Annotated in this window: 15 protein-coding genes; 7 read left to right on the top strand and 8 right to left on the bottom strand. The window is 68.8% G+C overall.

The features are described from left to right. Positions 1-90: 90 nt before the first annotated feature. The 5 genes from gap to ABD116_RS20610 all read left to right on the top strand — a co-directional run bounded on the left by gap (position 91) and on the right by ABD116_RS20610 (position 3,801). Complete coding sequence (gene gap / locus ABD116_RS20630; protein ID WP_343972409.1) at positions 91-1,095, top strand: type I glyceraldehyde-3-phosphate dehydrogenase; 1,005 nt, start codon at positions 91-93, stop codon at positions 1,093-1,095. An 84-nt stretch (positions 1,096-1,179) separates the two neighbouring features. Continuing rightward, positions 1,180-2,382, top strand: a complete 1,203-nt coding sequence (locus ABD116_RS20625; RefSeq protein ID WP_343972406.1) for a phosphoglycerate kinase — start codon at positions 1,180-1,182, stop codon at positions 2,380-2,382. Between the two features lie 6 nt (positions 2,383-2,388). Continuing rightward, positions 2,389-3,195, top strand: coding sequence for a triose-phosphate isomerase (gene tpiA / locus ABD116_RS20620; RefSeq protein WP_343972403.1), 807 nt, complete (start codon positions 2,389-2,391; stop codon positions 3,193-3,195). Further along, positions 3,192-3,425, top strand: coding sequence for a preprotein translocase subunit SecG (gene secG / locus ABD116_RS20615; RefSeq protein ID WP_343972400.1), 234 nt, complete (start codon positions 3,192-3,194; stop codon positions 3,423-3,425). Before tpiA ends, secG begins: the two co-directional genes overlap by 4 nt. 16 nt (positions 3,426-3,441) lie before the next feature. Beyond that, positions 3,442-3,801 (top strand): RNA polymerase-binding protein RbpA, encoded by a 360-nt coding sequence (locus ABD116_RS20610; RefSeq protein WP_026162441.1) that lies wholly within the window; start codon positions 3,442-3,444, stop codon positions 3,799-3,801. Between the two features lie 64 nt (positions 3,802-3,865). On the opposite strand, the gene ABD116_RS20605 is transcribed toward ABD116_RS20610, so the two are convergent. The 7 genes from ABD116_RS20605 to tkt form a co-directional block, all read right to left on the bottom strand. After that, the gene (locus ABD116_RS20605) at positions 3,866-4,675 is read right to left on the bottom strand and encodes an isocitrate lyase/PEP mutase family protein (protein ID WP_343972392.1); all 810 of its coding nucleotides are present in this window, start codon (positions 4,673-4,675) and stop codon (positions 3,866-3,868) included. Positions 4,676-4,758: 83 nt separating this feature from the next. Continuing rightward, entirely contained in the window at positions 4,759-5,541 is a 783-nt protein-coding gene (gene pgl / locus ABD116_RS20600) for a 6-phosphogluconolactonase (RefSeq protein ID WP_343972389.1), read from the bottom strand. Next, a complete protein-coding gene (locus tag ABD116_RS20595; RefSeq protein WP_343972386.1) occupies positions 5,538-6,788 on the bottom strand; it encodes a glucose-6-phosphate dehydrogenase assembly protein OpcA in 1,251 nt (416 codons plus the stop codon). Before ABD116_RS20595 ends, pgl begins: the two co-directional genes overlap by 4 nt. Next, positions 6,785-8,332, bottom strand: coding sequence for a glucose-6-phosphate dehydrogenase (zwf, locus tag ABD116_RS20590; protein WP_343972383.1), 1,548 nt, complete (start codon positions 8,330-8,332; stop codon positions 6,785-6,787). The genes ABD116_RS20595 and zwf overlap by 4 nt, the downstream gene beginning before the upstream one ends. A gap of 97 nt (positions 8,333-8,429) precedes the next feature. Further along, positions 8,430-10,043, bottom strand: a complete 1,614-nt coding sequence (locus ABD116_RS20585; protein ID WP_343972380.1) for a glucose-6-phosphate isomerase — start codon at positions 10,041-10,043, stop codon at positions 8,430-8,432. Beyond that, positions 10,040-11,149, bottom strand: a complete 1,110-nt coding sequence (gene tal, locus ABD116_RS20580; protein ID WP_343972377.1) for a transaldolase — start codon at positions 11,147-11,149, stop codon at positions 10,040-10,042. Before tal ends, ABD116_RS20585 begins: the two co-directional genes overlap by 4 nt. A 34-nt stretch (positions 11,150-11,183) precedes the next feature. Beyond that, positions 11,184-13,361, bottom strand: coding sequence for a transketolase (gene tkt, locus ABD116_RS20575; RefSeq protein WP_343972374.1), 2,178 nt, complete (start codon positions 13,359-13,361; stop codon positions 11,184-11,186). Positions 13,362-13,789: 428 nt separating this feature from the next. Between tkt and ABD116_RS20570 the strand changes: the two genes are divergently transcribed. Next, positions 13,790-14,761, top strand: coding sequence for a heme o synthase (locus tag ABD116_RS20570; RefSeq protein ID WP_425552107.1), 972 nt, complete (start codon positions 13,790-13,792; stop codon positions 14,759-14,761). Positions 14,762-15,641: 880 nt separating this feature from the next. After that, on the top strand, positions 15,642-16,619 hold the full coding sequence (locus ABD116_RS20565; RefSeq protein ID WP_343972371.1) for a ScyD/ScyE family protein: 978 nt from the start codon (positions 15,642-15,644) through the stop codon (positions 16,617-16,619). On the opposite strand, the gene ABD116_RS20560 is transcribed toward ABD116_RS20565, so the two are convergent. Further along, entirely contained in the window at positions 16,612-17,538 is a 927-nt protein-coding gene (locus ABD116_RS20560; RefSeq protein WP_343972368.1) for a COX15/CtaA family protein, read from the bottom strand. The two genes, ABD116_RS20565 and ABD116_RS20560, sit on opposite strands and share 8 nt — an antisense overlap. Between the last annotated feature and the right edge of the window lie 14 nt (positions 17,539-17,552).

The raw sequence follows: 17,552 nt of genomic DNA, 5'->3' as shown, positions 1-17,552 counted from the left end.
GGACGGTACCAGTGGATCAAGTGGGCTGTTGGGCTAGTGTTTCGGGTGTAGCGGCAGTGCTCGAAAGCTAGTTTGAGGAGACGTAGTCCCGTGACCGTACGCGTAGGTATCAACGGCTTCGGCCGGATCGGCCGTAACTTCTTCCGCGCCGTGCAGGCGTCCGGTGCCGACATCGAGGTCGTCGCCGTCAACGACTTGACCGACAACCAGACCCTGGCCCACCTGCTCAAGTACGACTCGATCCTGGGCCGTTTCCCCGGTGACGTGTCTGCCACCGACACCGACATCAGCGTCGGCGACCACAGCTTCAAGGCGTTCGCCGAGCGCGACCCCGCGAACCTGAAGTGGTCCGACGTGGGCGCCGACATCGTGATCGAGTCGACCGGCTTCTTCACCGACGCCACCAAGGCCAAGACGCACGCCGACAACGGCGCCAAGAAGGTCATCATCTCCGCCCCGGCGAAGAACGAGGACCTGACCATCGTGATGGGCGTCAACCACGAGCTCTACGACGCGGACCAGCACACCGTCATCTCCAACGCGTCCTGCACGACGAACTGCCTCGCGCCGATGGCCAAGGCCATCCACGACGAGTTCGTCATCCAGCAGGGCCTGATGACCACGGTCCACGCCTACACCCAGGACCAGAACCTGCAGGACGGCCCGCACTCCGACCTGCGTCGCGCCCGCGCCGCGGCGATCAACGTCGTGCCGACCTCGACCGGCGCCGCCAAGGCGATCGGCCTGGTCCTGCCGGAGCTCAAGGGCAAGCTGGACGGCTACGCGCTGCGCGTTCCGGTCCCGACCGGCTCGGCCACCGACCTGACCGTCAACGTCGGCCGGGAGACCTCGGTCGAAGAGGTCAACGCCGCCGTCAAGGCCGCTGCCGAGGGTGCGCTCAAGGGCTACCTGCGGTACACCGAGGACCCGATCGTGTCGAGCGACATCGTCACCGACCCGGCCTCCTGCATCTTCGACGCCGGCCTGACCAAGGTGCTCGGCAACCAGGTGAAGGTCGTCGGCTGGTACGACAACGAGTGGGGCTACTCCAACCGCCTCGTCGACCTGGTCACCTACGTCGGCGCCTCGCTCTGACGTTCCTTTCCACAGCTTGCGTCCGAAGGTGACCCTGGTGTCGCTTCGGGCGCAAGCCTGTTTCCAGACAGGACAGCAAGAACGATGAAGACCATCGAAGACCTCGGCGACCTGGCCGGGCGCCGGGTGCTGGTGCGCTCCGACCTGAACGTGCCGATCAAGGGTGACGAGATCGGCGACGACGGCCGCATCCGGGCCAGCGTGCCGACCCTGCTGAAGCTGGCCAAGGCCGGTGCCAAGGTGATCGTGACCGCCCACCTCGGCCGGCCCAAGGGCAAGCCGAACCCCGACTTCACGCTGGCGCCGGTCGCCAAGCGACTCGGCGAGCTGCTGCAGCCCGAAGGCGTCAAGGTGCGGTTCGCCACCGACGTCACCGGCGACAGCGCGCAGGAGGCCGTGCAGGAGCTCGACGAGGGCGAGGTACTGCTGCTCGAGAACGTCCGGTACGACCCCCGCGAGGAGAGCAAGGACGAGGCCGAGCGCGGCGCGCTGGCCGAGGAGCTCGCGGGCCTGGCCGACGTGTTCGTCAGCGACGGCTTCGGTGTCGTGCACCGCAAGCAGGCCAGCGTGTACGACGTGGCCGGCAAGCTCCCGCACGCCGCCGGCGGCCTGGTGCTCGCCGAGGTCGAGGTGCTGAAGAAGCTCACCGAGAGCCCGGCCCGCCCGTACGTCGTCGTCCTGGGTGGCGCGAAGGTGTCGGACAAGCTGGCCGTGATCGACAACCTGCTGGCCAAGGCCGACAAGCTGCTGATCGGCGGTGGCATGGTCTTCACGTTCCTGAAGGCGCAGGGCCACGAGGTCGGCAAGAGCCTGCTCGAGGAAGACCAGCTGGACACGGTCAAGGGCTACCTGGAGGCCGCGAAGGCCAAGGGCGTCGAGATCGTGCTGCCGACCGACATCGTGGTCGCGCCCGAGTTCAAGGCCGACTCGCCGGCCACCGTCGTCGCCGCGGACGCGATCCCGGCCGACCAGCTCGGCCTCGACATCGGCCCGGAGTCCGGCAAGGCGTTCGCCGCGGAGATCGCGTCGGCCAAGACGGTGTTCTGGAACGGCCCGATGGGTGTCTTCGAGATGGCGGCGTTCGCGGGTGGAACCAAGGCCGTGGCGCAGGCGTTGACCGAGGTGGATGGACTGAGTGTGGTGGGTGGTGGTGACTCCGCGGCCGCAGTACGGCAGCTGGGCTTCGCCGACGACCAGTTCGGCCACATCTCGACCGGTGGCGGCGCGTCACTGGAATACCTGGAGGGCAAAGAGCTCCCGGGTCTGGCTGTGCTGGAAGAGGACTGACTACCTATGGCTGACAACGCTGCCCGTACGCCGTTGATGGCGGGCAACTGGAAGATGAATGTCAACCACGTCGAGGCCGTGCACCTGCTGCAGAAGCTGAGCTGGACGCTGCAGGACAAGAAGCACGACTTCGAGCGGGTCGAGGTGGCCGTGCTGCCGCCGTTCACCGACATCCGCAGCGTGCAGACGCTGGTCGACGGCGACCGGATGAAGATCGTCTACGGCGCGCAGGACATCTCCGTGCACGACGAGGGCGCGTACACCGGCGAGATCTCGGCGGCGATGCTGTCGAAGCTCGGCGTCACCTACGTGCTGGCGGGTCACTCCGAGCGCCGGCAGTACCACGGCGAGGACGACGCGACCGTGAACGCCAAGGCCACCAAGGCGCTCGCGGCCGGGATCACCCCGATCGTCTGCGTCGGCGAGGGGCTCGAGGTCCGCAAGGCCGACGGCCACGTCGAGCACTGCCTCGGCCAGGTCGACGGCGCGATCGCCGGGCTGAAGCCGGACGACGTCCGCAAGATCGTGATCGCCTACGAACCGGTCTGGGCGATCGGTACCGGCGAGGTCGCCACCCCCGAGGACGCGCAGGAAGTCTGCGCCGCGATCCGGGGCCGGCTGGAGGAGATTTCACCGGCAGTGGCCGACTCGGTACGGATTCTTTATGGGGGGTCGGTGAAGATGGCCAGTGCAGGTGGCATCATGGCCCAGCCGGATGTCGACGGCTGCCTGGTGGGTGGAGCAAGCCTCAAGGTGGACGAGTTCGCCGGTATCTGCCGTTACCTGGACCTTCAGTTAGGCTACTCCTCGTGATTCTCGCTTTCTCGATCGTCGTCATCATCTGCAGCCTGATCCTCACGCTGCTCGTGCTGCTGCACAAAGGCCGCGGTGGTGGCCTTTCCGACCTGTTCGGCGGCGGCGTCTCGTCCAGCCTGGGCGGGTCGTCGGTGGCCGAGCGGAACCTCGACCGGATCACGATCGGCGTCGGCCTGATCTGGTTCGCCGCCATCGTCGGGCTCGGCCTGCTGTACAAGCTCGGCTGAGAGGGGAGACGCTCCCGTGGCTGGTGGTGGCAGTGCTATTCGTGGCAGCCGGGTAGGCGCCGGACCGATGGGTGAGGCGGAGCGCGGCGACACCGCGCCCCGCCAGCGGGTCGTCTTCTTCTGTGCCAACGGGCACGAGACCGCGACGGTGTTCGCGGTGGAGGCGGCCGTACCGGAGGCCTGGGATTGTCCGAGGTGCGGTCTGCCGACCAGCACCGACGTCAACAACCCACCGCCCCCCACCAAGATCGAGCCGTACAAGACCCACCTCGCGTACGTGAAGGAACGCCGCAGCGAGCAGGAGGCCGCCGAGATCCTCGACGAAGCCCTGCAGAAGCTCCGCGCCCGCCGCGCCCGCGGCGAGATCATCTTCTGATCTCTGTACCTCCGTCAGCGCCCGGATTGTCGTCAGACAGCCCGGGCGCTGACGCATTCGCCGGCTAGAGCGAGCCGAAGAGTTGGTTTAGTTCGGCTTGGGGGATTTGGTTGGTGGCGAAGGTGATCGTGCCGGTGGTTTGGAGTTCGGCGGCGGCTTCGCGGATGAAGGCCAGGGCGGCTCTGGCGATGCTGCCGCCCAGGCTGATTCGGGTGACGCCTGCGTCGAGTAGGGCGTGGGTGGTGAGGGTGCTGGTGCCCAGGCCGATCACGACGTTGAGGGGGCCGTCGATCTCCTTGACGAGGGTGGCGATGGAGTCGAGGTCGTTGACGCCGGGGACGTAGAGGCAGTCGGCGCCGGCCTCGCGGTAGAGGTTGGCCCGGTGGATCGAGTCGGCCAGCGACGTGGGGGAGGCCAGGAGTTGGCCGTCGGTGCGGGCGGTCAGGACGAAGTCGGGGCCGGCGGCCTCGCGGGCGGCGACGATGCGGTCGACGGAGAGCTGTTCGGCGTACAGGGTGTGGCCGTCGTAGTCCTCGATGTTGCCGCCGGCCAGGCCTGCTTGCCGGGCCAGGGTGATCGTGTCGGCGACTCGGTCGGGGCTTTCACCGTACCCGTCCTCCAGATCGCCGTTCACCGGTACGCCGGACGCCTGGGTGATCTGCTGGATGCGCTCGAACATCTGCTCCCGGGAGACCGCCTTCGCCCCGTCAGGGAGCGTGTGGTCGCCCTTGGCCAGTGAGAAGGCGATGCCTGCGCTGGTGGTCGCGATCGCTGGGAAGCCGGCCTCGGCCAGCAGCACGGCGCTGCCCGCATCCCACGCGTTGGGCATCACGAATCCGGTGGTCGCGTCGTGCAGCTCTCGGAACGTCGTCATACCGGCCATCGTGCCATCGGCACAGTTCGGCCCGCACCGAAGCGAAGACCCGCTGCCTCAAAGAGCAGCGGGCCTTCGGTAGTTCAGTTCTTGGCGAGCTTCGACGCGGCTGCGTCGTCGATCAGCCACAGGGTCCGGTCGATCCCTTGCGGGATCGCCGCCGGCAGATCGCTGCTGCCGGACAGAGCGTCGGCGACCGCGTCCGCCTTGTCCTCGCCGGAGACCACGAACCAGGTCTCCCGTGCGTTCGCCAGCGCCGGGAAGGTCAGCGAGACCCGGGTCGGCGGTGGCTTGGGGGAGTCGAACACCGCGACCGTCGAGCTGTCCACGACGACCCGTGCCGGGTTCTCGGGGAACAGCGACGCGACATGGCCGTCCGGCCCGACACCGAGCATCAGTACGTCGAACGCCGGTACGCCGTCCCCGAACGCCGGCCCATCGCTCTCACTGTCGACAGCGCCGTCACGCGGACCAGCCGCGGCCGCCAGCGTCTCGGCGTACGCCGCAGCGGCCGCCTCAGCGCCTTGACCGCTGTCAGCGGGCATCGGGTGCACCAGCGCCTTGTCGACCGGCACATGGGACAGCAGCGCGTCCCACGCCTGCGTCTCGTTGCGCTCCGGGTCGCCCTCGGGCAGGAAGCGCTCGTCGCCCCACCAGAACTCGACCCGGCCCCAGTCGATCGCAGTACGGGCTGGTGACTCCGCCACGGCCTTGTAGACCACCGCAGCGACGCGGCCGCCGGTCAGTACGACCTGCGCGACCCCGCCGTTGCTCTGGGCGTCGGCCAGCTTGGTGATCAGCCTGGCCGCGACGGCGTGGGCCAGGCCCTCGGCGTCGCGGTTGATCAGGATCGACGGCTCGGTCATGACCGTCCTGCCACCCTCTTGCTCGTGCTCTTCTTGGCCGTCGCCTTCTTGGCGGTGGTCTTCTTCGCGGTGGCCGCGGTCTTGGCCGGCGCCGCCTTCTTGGCTGCCACCGACTTCCGGGCCGACTTTGCCGCCGCGCTCGCCTTGCGGACCACTGCCTTGGTGGCGGCGGCCTTCTTCGCGCCAGGCTTCTTCGGCGCCGTCTTCCGGGTCCCGGCCGCGTGCGCCTCGAGTTCAGGCGATGCGGTCTTCGCCGGTGTCGCCGTACGACGGGCCGCCTTCTCGGCCGCCGTCTGCGCGGACCGGCGATCGGCCTCGCTGACGACCTTGGCCGACTCAGGCATGTTCTCCCGCTTGACCATGCACGCCAGCGTCTGCGCGTACACGTCGTCGGGGTCCAGCCGCCGCAGCTCCTCGCTCAGCAGCTCGGACGTGTTGCGTCGCTTCAGCGCCACCGGCCGGTCCGGCTGACCAGGGATGCTGAACGTCGCCACCGCACCGTCCGGCCGCGTCAGCGCGATCGGCCCGGCCGGCGTGAACATCCGTACTGCGGTAATGCCCGGCCCTCGCGAGTTCCGCTGCTCCACCGGTACGCCGAGACGGCACTGCAGCCAAGCCGCCATCAAATCCGCCGACGCGTTGCCCTTCGCCGACACTACCTCGGCACCGGACACATTCGTCGGGTACTGGTCGAGCGCAGCAGCCATCAGCGCCCGCCACGGGGTCAGCCGCGACCACGCGAAGTCCGTGTCGCCCGGCGCATAGCCCTCGGCGCGCGCCGGGAAGTCCACCGCGGCCCGGCGACCAGCAGCCGCGTCGGTCACCCGGCGACGGCCCAACGCACCCAGCGGGTCCTCGTGCGGCACCTTCGGCCCGCCACCCGGCCACCAGACGATGACGGGGGAGTCGGGCAGCAGCAGCGGGGTGATGACCGACTCTGGCACCTTGGCGAGCTCACCGTGCAGCCGCAGCAGCACCGCCTCGCCAGGAATGCCTTCGCCAACCCGTACCTCGGCGTCCAGTCCGCCCGCGCCCCGGCCCGGACGCAGTATCGCCACCAGCACCCGCGAAGGGTGCTCGCGGCCGGCCTCGTTCGCGGCCTTCATCGCGTCGTGGTGGGACGCCTCGTCGACCACCACCACGATCGTGCCGACCATGCCCATCGCCGGTGAACCGGCGTTGCGGCGGGCTCGCAGCAGCGCCGACGCGATCTCGCTGGACGTCGTGTTGGTGAGGTCGATGATCATGGCCGCCTCCAAGCGCGTCCGTCGCGGGCGAGCATCTCGTGGGCGGACGTCGGGCCCCAGGCGCCCGACTCGTACTGCTCGGGCTTGCCGTGCTCGGCCCAGTAGTTGATCACCGGGTCGAGGATCTTCCAGCCCAGCTCCACCTCGGTGTGCTGCGGGAACAACGGCGGGTCGCCGAGCAGCACGTCCAGGATCAGCCGCTCGTAGGCCTCCGGCGACGACTCGGTGAAGGAGCCGCCGTACGCGAAGTCCATGTTCACGTCCCGGATCTCCATCATCGTGCCGGGCACCTTGGCGCCGAACCGCATCGTGATGCCCTCGTCCGGCTGGATCCGCATCACCAGGGCGTTCTGGCCGAGCTCCTCGGTCTCCGTCTTGGTGAACGGCAGGTGCGGCGCGCGCTTGAACATCACGGCCACCTCGGTGACGCGACGGCCGAGCCGCTTGCCGGTCCGCAGGTAGAACGGGACGCCGGCCCACCGGCGGGTGTCGACGTCAACGCGCAGCGCGGCGAAGGTCTCGGTCGCCGAGTCCTTCGGGATGCCGTCTTCCTGCAGGTAGCCCTTGACCTTGACACCACCGGCCCAGCCGGCGGCGTACTGGCCGCGTGCGGTATGCAGGCTGAGGTCCTCGGGCAGCTTGACCGCCGCGAGCACCTTCTTCTTCTCCTGCCGCAGCGACCACGCGTCGAAGGAGACCGGCTCCTCCATCGCGATCAGCGCGAGCAACTGGAGCAGGTGGTTCTGGATCACGTCCCGGGCGGCGCCGATGCCGTCGTAGTACCCGGCGCGGCCGCCGATGCCGATGTCCTCGGCCATCGTGATCTGCACGTGGTCGACGTAGTGGCTGTTCCAGACCGGCTCGAACATGGCGTTGGCGAACCGCAGCGCCAGCATGTTCTGGACGGTCTCCTTGCCCAGGTAGTGGTCGATCCGGAAGACCGCCTCGGGCGGGAAGACCGACTCGACCACCTGGTTGAGCTCACGAGCGCTCTTCAGGTCGTGCCCGAACGGCTTCTCGATCACCACCCGGCGCCACGATCCCGGCGTCTCCTTGGTCAGGCCGTGCTCGTTCAGCTGCTGCACGACCTGCGGGAACAGGCCCGGCGGGATGGACAGGTAGAACGCGTGGTTGCCACCCGTACCGCGGTTGACGTCGAGCTCGTCGACCGTCTCCTTGAGCCGCTTGAACGCCTCGTCGTCGGTCAGGTCGCCGGGGACGAACCGGAAGCCCTCGGCAAGCTGCTGCCAGACCTCCTCCCGGAAGGGGGTCCGGGCGTGCTCCTTCACCGAGTCGTGCACGATCTGGGCGAAGTCCTGGTTGGTGAAGTCGCGGCGGGCGAAGCCGACCAGCGCGAAGCCGGGCGGCAACAGGCCCCGGTTCGCCAGGTCGTACACCGCCGGCATCAGCTTCTTGCGGGCCAGGTCACCGGTGACGCCGAAGATGACCAGGCTGCAAGGCCCGGCGATCCTCGGAAGCCGCCGGTCCTGGGGATCCCGCAGCGGGTTCACCGGTCCCGTCGATTCCTCAGCGAGCTCGGTCATGAGGCCTCCTGGACTGGACTGAGGAGCGAAGCGACGAGGGAAGGCCAGGAGTTCAGCCTCATGACCCGCCGAGCCGCAGGCGAGGCCAAAAGCAGAGTCATGCGCCGCCAGCCTCCGATTTGTCGGGTGCGTCGAGTAGGGAGATGAGCTGCGCTACACCGGTGGCGGGGTCGGTGAGGTGCAGCCGTAGTACGGGACGGCCACGGTCGGCCAGTACGCCGGCGTCGCCCGCGGCCTGGGCCGAGATGAGCGTGCCGAAGCTGAACGGACGGTCCGGGATCTCCACGTCGGACGACTCCGAGGTGGTGATCTGCAGGAAGACACCCTGCGGGTGGCCGCCCTTGTGGTACTGCCCGGTGGAGTGCAGGAAGCGCGGTCCCCAGCCGAAGGTGACCGGACGCTGCGTCTTGCTCGCCAGCGCGGGCCTGATCGCGTGCAGCTTCTCGTCCCGCTCGGAGTCGAGGTACGCCATGACAGCGACGTACCCATCCTCGCCGAGCTGACCCAGCAGCGAGTCGAGCGCACCCGAGACGGTGTCGACACCGTCGAGCAGGCCGTCGGTGCCCCGGACCTCGATCGCGCCGTCGGTGAAGGCGGCCGCCTCCGGCTCCGGCTGAGCGTCGAGCAGACCGCGAGCGGCCTTCTTGGCGCTCTCGACGTCCGGCTGGTCGAACGGGTTGATCCCGAGCAGGTAGCCGGCCACCGCGGTCGCCGTCTCCCACAGCAGGAACTGCCCACCGAGCGAACCCGACGTCAGAGCAGTCGGTACGCCGCTGTTCGCCTTGTCGGCCAGCAGCGCGTGGACGATGTCCGGCCAGTCGCTGTTGAGCTCAGGTGCGTGGACACCCTTCACCGCGACCGGCAGGACGCCCTTGCCGAGCTTGCCGGTGCTCTCCGCGATCAGCTGCTCGGCCCAGTCCGGGAACCCGACGATGTCGGAGCCTTCAGCGGCCACGATCGCCTTGTCCCGGCCACCGCTGGCAGCCAGTACTGCGCCCAGCACGAGCGCCGGGTTGTCGACGGAGTCGGCCTGGAGCGCAGGAGCCGCCTCAGCGGCCTGGTCCAGCAGCTCGGCCACGTCGGCCCCGGCCAGAGCCGAAGGAACGAGTCCGAAGGCGGTCAGCGCGCTGTACCGCCCGCCGACGTTCGGGTCGGCGAAGAAGGTCTTGCGGTAGCCCTCGTCGGCCGCCAGCTTCTCGAACGGCGAACCCGGGTCGGTCACGACGATGACCCGGGAGGCCGCGTCGATGCCCGCGTCGGTGAACGCCTTGACGAACACGCGCCGCTGGCTGTCGGTCTCGACGGTGCCGCCGGACTTGCTCGACACCACGATCACGGTGCGCTGCAGGTCACCGGCCAGCGCCCGGGCGATCACGCTCGGGTTGGTCGAGTCGAGGACCACGAGCTCCACACCCGCGGTACGGGTGATGACCTCGGGGGCCAGCGACGAGCCGCCCATGCCGGCCAGCACGATCCGGTCCAGGCCCTCGGCCCGCAGGTCGGCCTGCAGCGCCTCGATCTCGGCCAGCAGCGGCCGCGAGGTGTCGTGCAGGTCGACCCAGTTCAGCCGGATCGCGGACTCGGACTCGGCGTCCGGACCCCAGATGGTGGCGTCCTTCGCGGCGATCCGGGAGGCGATCTTCTCCGACACCAGCCGGTCGATCGTCTCGGCCCATTCGCCGTTCGCAGTGGAAACAGCCGGCTCGGTCACTTCGCGGCCGCCTTCAGCGCCGCGGTGACGGTGTTCTGCAGCTCGGTCCAGGACACGTCGAACTTGCTGACGCCCTCGTCCTCGAGCAGCTGCACGACCTCGTCGTAGGAGATGCCGAGCTTCTCCAGGTCGGCGATCACCTTGCGGTCACCGTCGTAGTCGCCGGTGACGGTGTCGCCACGGACCTCACCGTGGTCGGCGAAGGCGTCCATCGTTGCCTGCGGCATCGTGTTGACGACGTTGCCGACCACCAGCTCCTCGACGTACAGGGTGTCCTTGTACGCCGGGTCCTTCACGCCCGTGGAGGCCCACAGCGGCCGCTGGACCTTGGCGCCGGTGGTCTCGATCTCGCGCCAGCGGTCGGAGGCGAAGACCTCCTCGAAGACCTCGTAGGCCAGCCGCGCGTTGGCGATCGCGGCCTTGCCCTTCAGGGCCTTCGCCTCGTCGGTGCCGATGGCATCGAGGCGCTTGTCGATCTCGGTGTCGACCCGGCTGACGAAGAACGACGCGACGCTGGCCAGCTTGGTCACGTCGTGGCCGTTGTCGATCGCCTTCTCGACGCCGCTCAGGAACGCGTCCACGACCGCCTTGTAGCGCTCGAGGGAGAAGATCAGCGTCACGTTCACGCTGATCCCGTTCGCCAGCGTCTCGGTGATCGCCGGGATGCCTTCCTTGGTCGCCGGGATCTTGACGAAGACGTTCTCCCGGCCGACGGTCGCCCACAGCTCCTTGGCCTGGGCGATCGTCTTGGCGGTGTCGCGGGCCAGGCCCGGCTCGACCTCGATCGAGACCCGGCCGTCGACACCGTCGGTGTCGTCGTACACGGGCTTGAACAGGTCGGCCGCGTCCCGCACGTCGTCGGTGGTGATCACCCGGATCGCCTGGTCGGTCGAGACGCCCTCGGCGCCCAGGCGGTTGACCTGCTCGGCGTACGCGTCGGCGTCGGAGATCGCCTTGGCGAAGATGGTCGGGTTGGTGGTCACCCCGCTGACGTGCTGGTCGTGGATCAGGTTCGCCAGGCTGCCGCTGGTCAGCCGCTGCCGGGACAGGTCGTCGAGCCAGATGGAAACGCCGGCGTCGGCGAGGTCTTTCAAACGATCGGTCATGTCCGAAGCCTCCGAAATGTTCTGTTGTGGTTGCTTAGTTGGCGGCGTAGGTGTCTGCCGGACCCACTGGCCCGGCCGCGGCACGTCCTGCCGGTACACCGCTGCCACCGAGCTCGGCTGCCGCGGCGATGCTGTCCTTCGCTGCCTGTACGACGGCTTCGGCCGTGATGCCGAACTCCGTGTACAGCTTCTTGTAGTCGGCCGAAGCGCCGTAGTGCTCCAGGCTGACACTGCGCCCGGCGTCGCCCACCAGCTCGCGCCAGCCGAGCTTGATGCCCGCCTCGACCGAGACGCGGGCCCGGACGTCGACCGGGATGACCGAGTTGCGGTACTCGTCGTCCTGCTCGTCGAACCACTCACGCGACACCAGGGAGACGACCCGGGCCTTGATGCCCTCGGCCGCCAGCGTCTTGCTCGCCTCGACGGCCAGCTGGACCTCCGAGCCGGTGCCGATCAGGATCACGTCGGGGGTGCCGTCCGTGTCGAGCAGCGTGTAACCGCCCTTGTGCACGTTCTCCGTGGTCGCGTAGCCGTCGGTACCGCGCGGGTACGTCGGGACGTTCTGCCGGGTCAGCACCAGGCCGGCCGGGCGGTCGGTGTGCTCGAGGATGGTCGCCCACGCGGCGGCCGTCTCGTTCGCGTCGGCCGGGCGGACCACGTCCAGGCCGGGGATCGCGCGCAGAGCGGCCAGGTGCTCCACCGGCTGGTGGGTCGGGCCGTCCTCGCCGAGGCCGATCGAGTCGTGCGTCCACACGTAGGTGACCGGCAGCTTCATCAGCGCGGCCAGCCGGACCGATGGGCGCATGTAGTCACTGAAGACCAGGAAGGTACCGCCGTACGGACGGGTGCCGCCGTGCAGGGCGATCCCGTTCAGCACCGAGCCCATGCCGTGCTCGCGGATGCCGAAGTGCAGCACGCGGCCGTACTCGTTGCCCTGGAACTCCTTGGTGGCGTGCTCAGCCGGGATGAACGACGGCTGGCCCTTCGGAGTCGTGTTGTTGGAGCCGGCCAGGTCGGCCGACCCGCCCCACAGCTCGGGCAGCTCCGGCGCGATCTTGGTCAGCACCTCGCCGGATGCGGCGCGGGTGGCGACACCCTTGGCGTCGGCGTCCCAGCTCGGCAGCGCGTCCTTCCAGCCGGCCGGAAGCTCGCGCTTGCCCAGCCGGTCGAACAGGGCGGCCTGGTCGGGGGAGGCCTGGCGCCACGCGTCGTACTTCGTGGTCCACTCGGCCTGCTCCGCCTTGCCGCGCTCGACCGCCTTGCGAGTGTGCGCGATCACGTCGTCGGCCACCTCGAACGACTGCTCCGGGTCGAAGCCGAGGACGGTCTTGGTGGCGGCCACCTCGGCGGCACCCGCGGCCGAGCCGTGGATCTTGCCGGTGTTCTGCGCGTTCGGGGCCGGCCAGCCGATGATCGTGTGCAGCCGGATGAAGGTCGGCTTGTCGGTGACGGCGCGGCCGGCCTCGATCGCGTCGTACAGGGCCTGGACGTCTTCCTCGTAGCCGGTGCCGCCGTTGGTCCAGTCGACGTCGTGGACGTCCCAGCCGTACGCCGCGTAGCGGGCGGCGACGTCCTCGGAGAACGCGATGTTGGTGTCGTCCTCGATGGAGATCTTGTTCGCGTCGTAGATGACCGTCAGGTTGCCGAGCTTCTGGTGGCCGGCGAGCGAGGAGGCCTCGGACGAGACGCCCTCCTCCAGGTCGCCGTCGGAAGCGATCACGTACACCTGGTGGTCGAACAGGCTTTCGCCCTTGGCCGTGTCCGGGTCGAACAGGCCGCGCTCACGACGGGCGGCCATCGCCATGCCGACCGCGTTGCCGACGCCCTGGCCCAGCGGACCGGTGGTGGTCTCGACGCCGGGGGTGTGGCTGTACTCCGGGTGGCCAGGAGTCGCGCTGCCCCAGGTACGGAGCGACTTCAGGTCGTCGAGCTCCAGGCCGAAACCGGCCAGGTAGAGCTGGATGTAGAGGGTCAGGCTGGAGTGCCCGGCCGAGAGGACGAACCGGTCGCGGCCGGCCCAGTGCGGGTCGGCGGGGTTGTGCCGCATCACCTTCTGGAACAGCAGATACGCTGCCGGGGCGAGGCTCATCGCCGTACCGGGGTGGCCGTTGCCGACCTTCTCCACGGCGTCCAGCGCGAGGACCCGCACGGTGTCGACCGCGCGCTTGTCGAGCTCGGTCCAGTCAAGCTTGGGGCTGGTCTTCTCCGTCACGCCGGCGGCGCTCCTCTCGATAGCTGCTGACACTGCAGACACTGACGCTCGAGGATCCGGCCGGACGCTTGCGTCCCACGCCGTCGCGCCCCCTCGCGTCACCGTGAGCGAGCCTACTCGCCCAGTCGTCCCGAGCCCTTCATACCTCCGCAACCGGGACCGGGGCGTCGTTGTTCCCCGGTCGGCCGCGGCGTCTGGCAGATCACATCGGTACCCCTCTCGACGGTGTCCACGCTCCTTATTCCACAGCTTGATTACCGCTGTCCGACGGGCGCGTTACTTACCCGCCACGGTTGTCCGGCGGACTGTCACCGGCGGGCCGGCGACACCCCGGTACGGGTGGGTGCAAAGGACTCCTACGGGCCGTCGTAGACTGTCGAACCGTCAGCGCCGGTCCCCGGCGTCAACCCACTCAGTTCGAGGTGTTCGTGACGGCCGTCGACCCGCGTCCAGCCGCGACGACGTCGTACCCGGCGCCGCTCCCGTTGGACCCAGCCCTCGAGGTGCCCGGTCCGTCGGTACGCGACGTGATCAAGGCGTACGTCGGTCTGACCAAGCCGCGCATCATCGAGCTCCTGCTGATCACCACCGTGCCGGTGATGTTCCTGGCCGCCGGGGGAGTCCCCGGGCTGGGCGTCGTCGCCGCCACCCTGGTCGGCGGGATCCTGGCCGCCGGTAGCGCGAACACGATCAACTGCGTGCTCGACCGCGACATCGACGAGCAGATGCGCCGTACCCGCCGCCGTCCGTTGCCCCGGCACGCGGTCAGCCCGCGCTCGGCGACCGTCTTCGGCATCGTCCTGGGCATCCTGGCGACGATCGAGCTCGGCCTGCTGGTCAACTGGCTCTCGTCGCTGCTCGCGCTGGCGGCGAACGCGTTCTACGTCTTCGGCTACACGATGGTGCTGAAGCGCCGTACCGTCCAGAACATCGTCTGGGGCGGGATCGCGGGTTGTTTCCCGACCCTGATCGGCTGGACCTCGGTCACCGGCTCGCTTGCCTGGACCCCGCTGGTGCTCTTCGGAGTGGTCTTCTTCTGGACGCCGCCGCACACCTGGGCGCTGGCGATGCGCTACCGCGAGGACTACGCCTCCGTAGACGTCCCGATGCTCCCTGTAGTCGCCACCGCGGTCCAGACGGCCCGCCAGATCCTCGTCTACTCGATCGTCATGGTCATCACGTCGATCGCGCTGTGGCCGGTCGGCGGTACCGGCTGGGTCTATCCCTTGGCTGCTGTTGTCCTAGGCGTCGTCTTCCTCCGCGAAGCCTTCGCCCTCCTCGCCCGGGCCAACACCGGCGCCGACGGAGCAGCCCTCCGCCCGATGCGCCTGTTCCACTTCTCCAACATCTACCTGGCCCTCCTCTTCATCGCCGCAGCCATCGACCCGCTGCTCCGTTAGTACTTGCGGGTCGGTGCGGCCGAGGTGCTCTGGATCGCGTCGCCGACCATCCACCAAGTACTCCACCCGCCATTGACGGGTTTTCGGCCCGGGATGGGTCCGGCGCAGCCAGTTCGCCCTCCCACTGCCAGGTCTTCGTACCGCTGGCGCAAAGCATCACGCCATCGACACCAAACCCGTCAGCGAACACCGTTGTTCGCCCGCTGACGCCCTACAGGCCGCCAGCGACCGAACAAGCCGCCGTCCAACCCCACGAACACCCGCCGGGGCGTGTGATCGGCTGCGGGATCACGTTGTTGGTGATTGGTCGTCGCTGGGTGCAAGGTTGTTGCCGCTTATCCCCGTGGATTGGTCAGCTCGGGGAGTTGGGGAGGATTCTCCTCGCCGCTGGGGTGCCAAATGGCCCGGATCGGGCGTAAAAGCCTCCCCGCTTGCCCCTCGACCCACTCGACCGGCCTTGCCATCGCCGCCCCGGGACACGAGCCGCCTTGGCAAGGTGACCCATCGGCTCAGACCGCGCACCACAGTCCCTCACCGCGAGCACCCCGCATCCACACCGGCCTCACGTGGCCGGCCACGCACCCCGCGAACCCCGCGTACACAAGGTGCCCGTTGGGGCAGGGGTGGTTGCCTCATCGGCCTATGTGCCGTCGGTACACGGGTGGTGGCGGTGTGCTTTCCCGTTGACCCGGAAGGGATGCGGTGTTGCCATGAAGGGTCCGTGGGGGGCGGCTCCACGCTGGGGGGACGGGGAATGTAGGGGGCAGTAGTGCGAGGGAGAACGGTACGAATAGCGGCTGTGGCCGTGGTGGCCTTGGTTGGGTCGGGGCTGGTGGCGGGGCAGGCTGAAGGTACTGGGGGACACAGCAGCCTCAAGCCGGTGGTAACCGGGCTGAACGGGCCGCGAGGGGTTGCGGCCAAGGGGTCCAAGATCGTCTACAGCGTGGGCGACGGCTCGGTTTACGAGGCCTGGGGGTATGCGACCAACAAGGGGATCAAGAAGCTCGGTACCGTGCCGGGCGGCTTCCCACCGGCGATCGATACCGATCGGTGGGGCAGGACGTACGCGCTGACGGGCGCCGGTGGTGAGCCTGGTCAGCCGCTTCCGCCAGGTGGCGCGACCCTGTTCCGGATGCGGCCGGGTAAGGCACCGCTCGCGGTGGCGAACATCGCGAAGTACCAGGCGCACGACCCGGATCCGTACAACCTGGCCGACGAACCGACCGAGTCGAATCCGTTCGGCGTGGCTGCGTTGCGTGACGGGACCGTCCTGGTCTCCGATGCGGCGGGCAACGACCTGCTGCGCGTCTGGCCGAACGGCAAGATCAAGACGGTGGCCCGGCTGAAGCCGCGCGTCGTCAAGGCACCGGCTGAGTTCGGTGGTCAGCTGATGCCGGCCGAGGCCGTTGCCACGTCGGTGACCGTGGGATCCGACGGCTACTACTACGTGGGCGAGCTGCGTGGCTTCCCCGCGACGGCAGGGACGTCGGAGATCTGGCGGATCAAACCAGGCTCGGTCAACGCGGTCTGCGACCCGCTGAAGCCCAACAAGGGCAACTGCAAGCGGTACGCCGATGGCTACACCTCGATCGTCGACCTGGCCGGCGGGCCGCACGGCACCATCGCAGTGGTCGAGTTGGCCAAGGCCACCTGGCTCGCAGCCGAGGGACCCAGCACCGAACCGGTGATCGGCTCGCTCTACCTGCAGTACCAGGGTCGCAACCACAAGGCCGGCTACAAGAAGGAACTTGCCAAGGGCAAGCTCGTCCTGCCGGCCGGTGCGGCGATCAACAAGTGGGGCGATGTGTTCGTGTCATCGCCGCTCTTCGGGCCGGGAGCGATCTACCGGATCAAGTAGCCGGCGTTCCGCGTTCGCCGTACACCGCGGTGACCAGAGCGATCAGCAGACCGGCCATGAACATGTGGACCAGTACCAGACCCCACGGCAGGCCGGTGAAGTACTGAGTGAAGCCGACCGCACCCTGTAACAGCTCTATCGCCAGCAACCAGGCAGCGAGCTTGCGCAGGGTGCGGGAGGTCGCCGTCACGCGGGTCGCGATCACCAGCGCGATCGAGACACCCAGCAGCGCGAACACGCTGTCCGAGTGCAGCTGGCTGATGATCTCCGGGTCGAAGCCATTGCGGCCGGTCTCCGGGTCTCCTGAGTGCGGCCCGGCACCGGTGACGACAGTGCCGAGGGCAACGGTCAGCCAGACGCACACCACAGAAGCGGTTGCCAGCGCCCGGACCACCGGGGGAGTGTGCGGATAAGGACTGGTCCGCGACCGCCGCATCATCGCCACGGTCAGCGTGATGATGATCGGCGACACCAGGAAGTGCGCCGACACGATCCACGGGTTGAGGCCGGTGAGAACGCTGATTCCACCGATGACGGCCTGCAGAGGCACACCTAGTGCGGCCGCCGTCGCGAGCCGGCGCAGGTCGGTACGCCGGGGCCGGTACCGCATCACGACGAGCCAGGTGCAGATCGCGACCGCGGCGACCACGAACCCGAGCATCCGGTTCCCGAACTCGATCGCGCCGTGGTACCCGAGCGCGCTGTGCGGGACGTACGACTCGTCGGTGCAGGACGGCCAGGTCGGGCAGCCCAGTCCGGAGCCGGTCAGCCGGACCAGTCCGCCGGTCACCACGATGCCGATGTTGACGATCACCGAGGCCCAGCCCCAGCGGCGGACGACGTCCAGACTCGGCTCTGGCACCAGTCGCCAGAATCCGCTGACGGGCTCGGTCGGGTGGGCGGGCGCTTCCGTGGTCACCGGCACACTCTAGA

The organism is Kribbella koreensis, assembly GCF_039525325.1.
In the GTDB taxonomy this organism is placed as follows: domain Bacteria; phylum Actinomycetota; class Actinomycetes; order Propionibacteriales; family Kribbellaceae; genus Kribbella; species Kribbella koreensis.
Note: the sequence above shows the minus strand (reverse complement) of the source record. Positions and strands in the feature narration are given on the sequence as shown.

What these genes read in the sequence shown, in the direction of transcription:
- pgl (WP_343972389.1), bottom strand. Translation starts at nt 5,541, where the DNA reads ATGACCGAGCCGTCGATCCTGATCAACCGCGACGCCGAGGGCCTGGCC.
- ABD116_RS20605 (WP_343972392.1), bottom strand. Translation starts at nt 4,675, where the DNA reads ATGACGACGTTCCGAGAGCTGCACGACGCGACCACCGGATTCGTGATG.
- zwf (WP_343972383.1), bottom strand. Translation starts at nt 8,332, where the DNA reads ATGACCGAGCTCGCTGAGGAATCGACGGGACCGGTGAACCCGCTGCGG.
- ABD116_RS20595 (WP_343972386.1), bottom strand. Translation starts at nt 6,788, where the DNA reads ATGATCATCGACCTCACCAACACGACGTCCAGCGAGATCGCGTCGGCG.
- ABD116_RS20625 (WP_343972406.1), top strand. Translation starts at nt 1,180, where the DNA reads ATGAAGACCATCGAAGACCTCGGCGACCTGGCCGGGCGCCGGGTGCTG.
- tal (WP_343972377.1), bottom strand. Translation starts at nt 11,149, where the DNA reads ATGACCGATCGTTTGAAAGACCTCGCCGACGCCGGCGTTTCCATCTGG.
- tpiA (WP_343972403.1), top strand. Translation starts at nt 2,389, where the DNA reads ATGGCTGACAACGCTGCCCGTACGCCGTTGATGGCGGGCAACTGGAAG.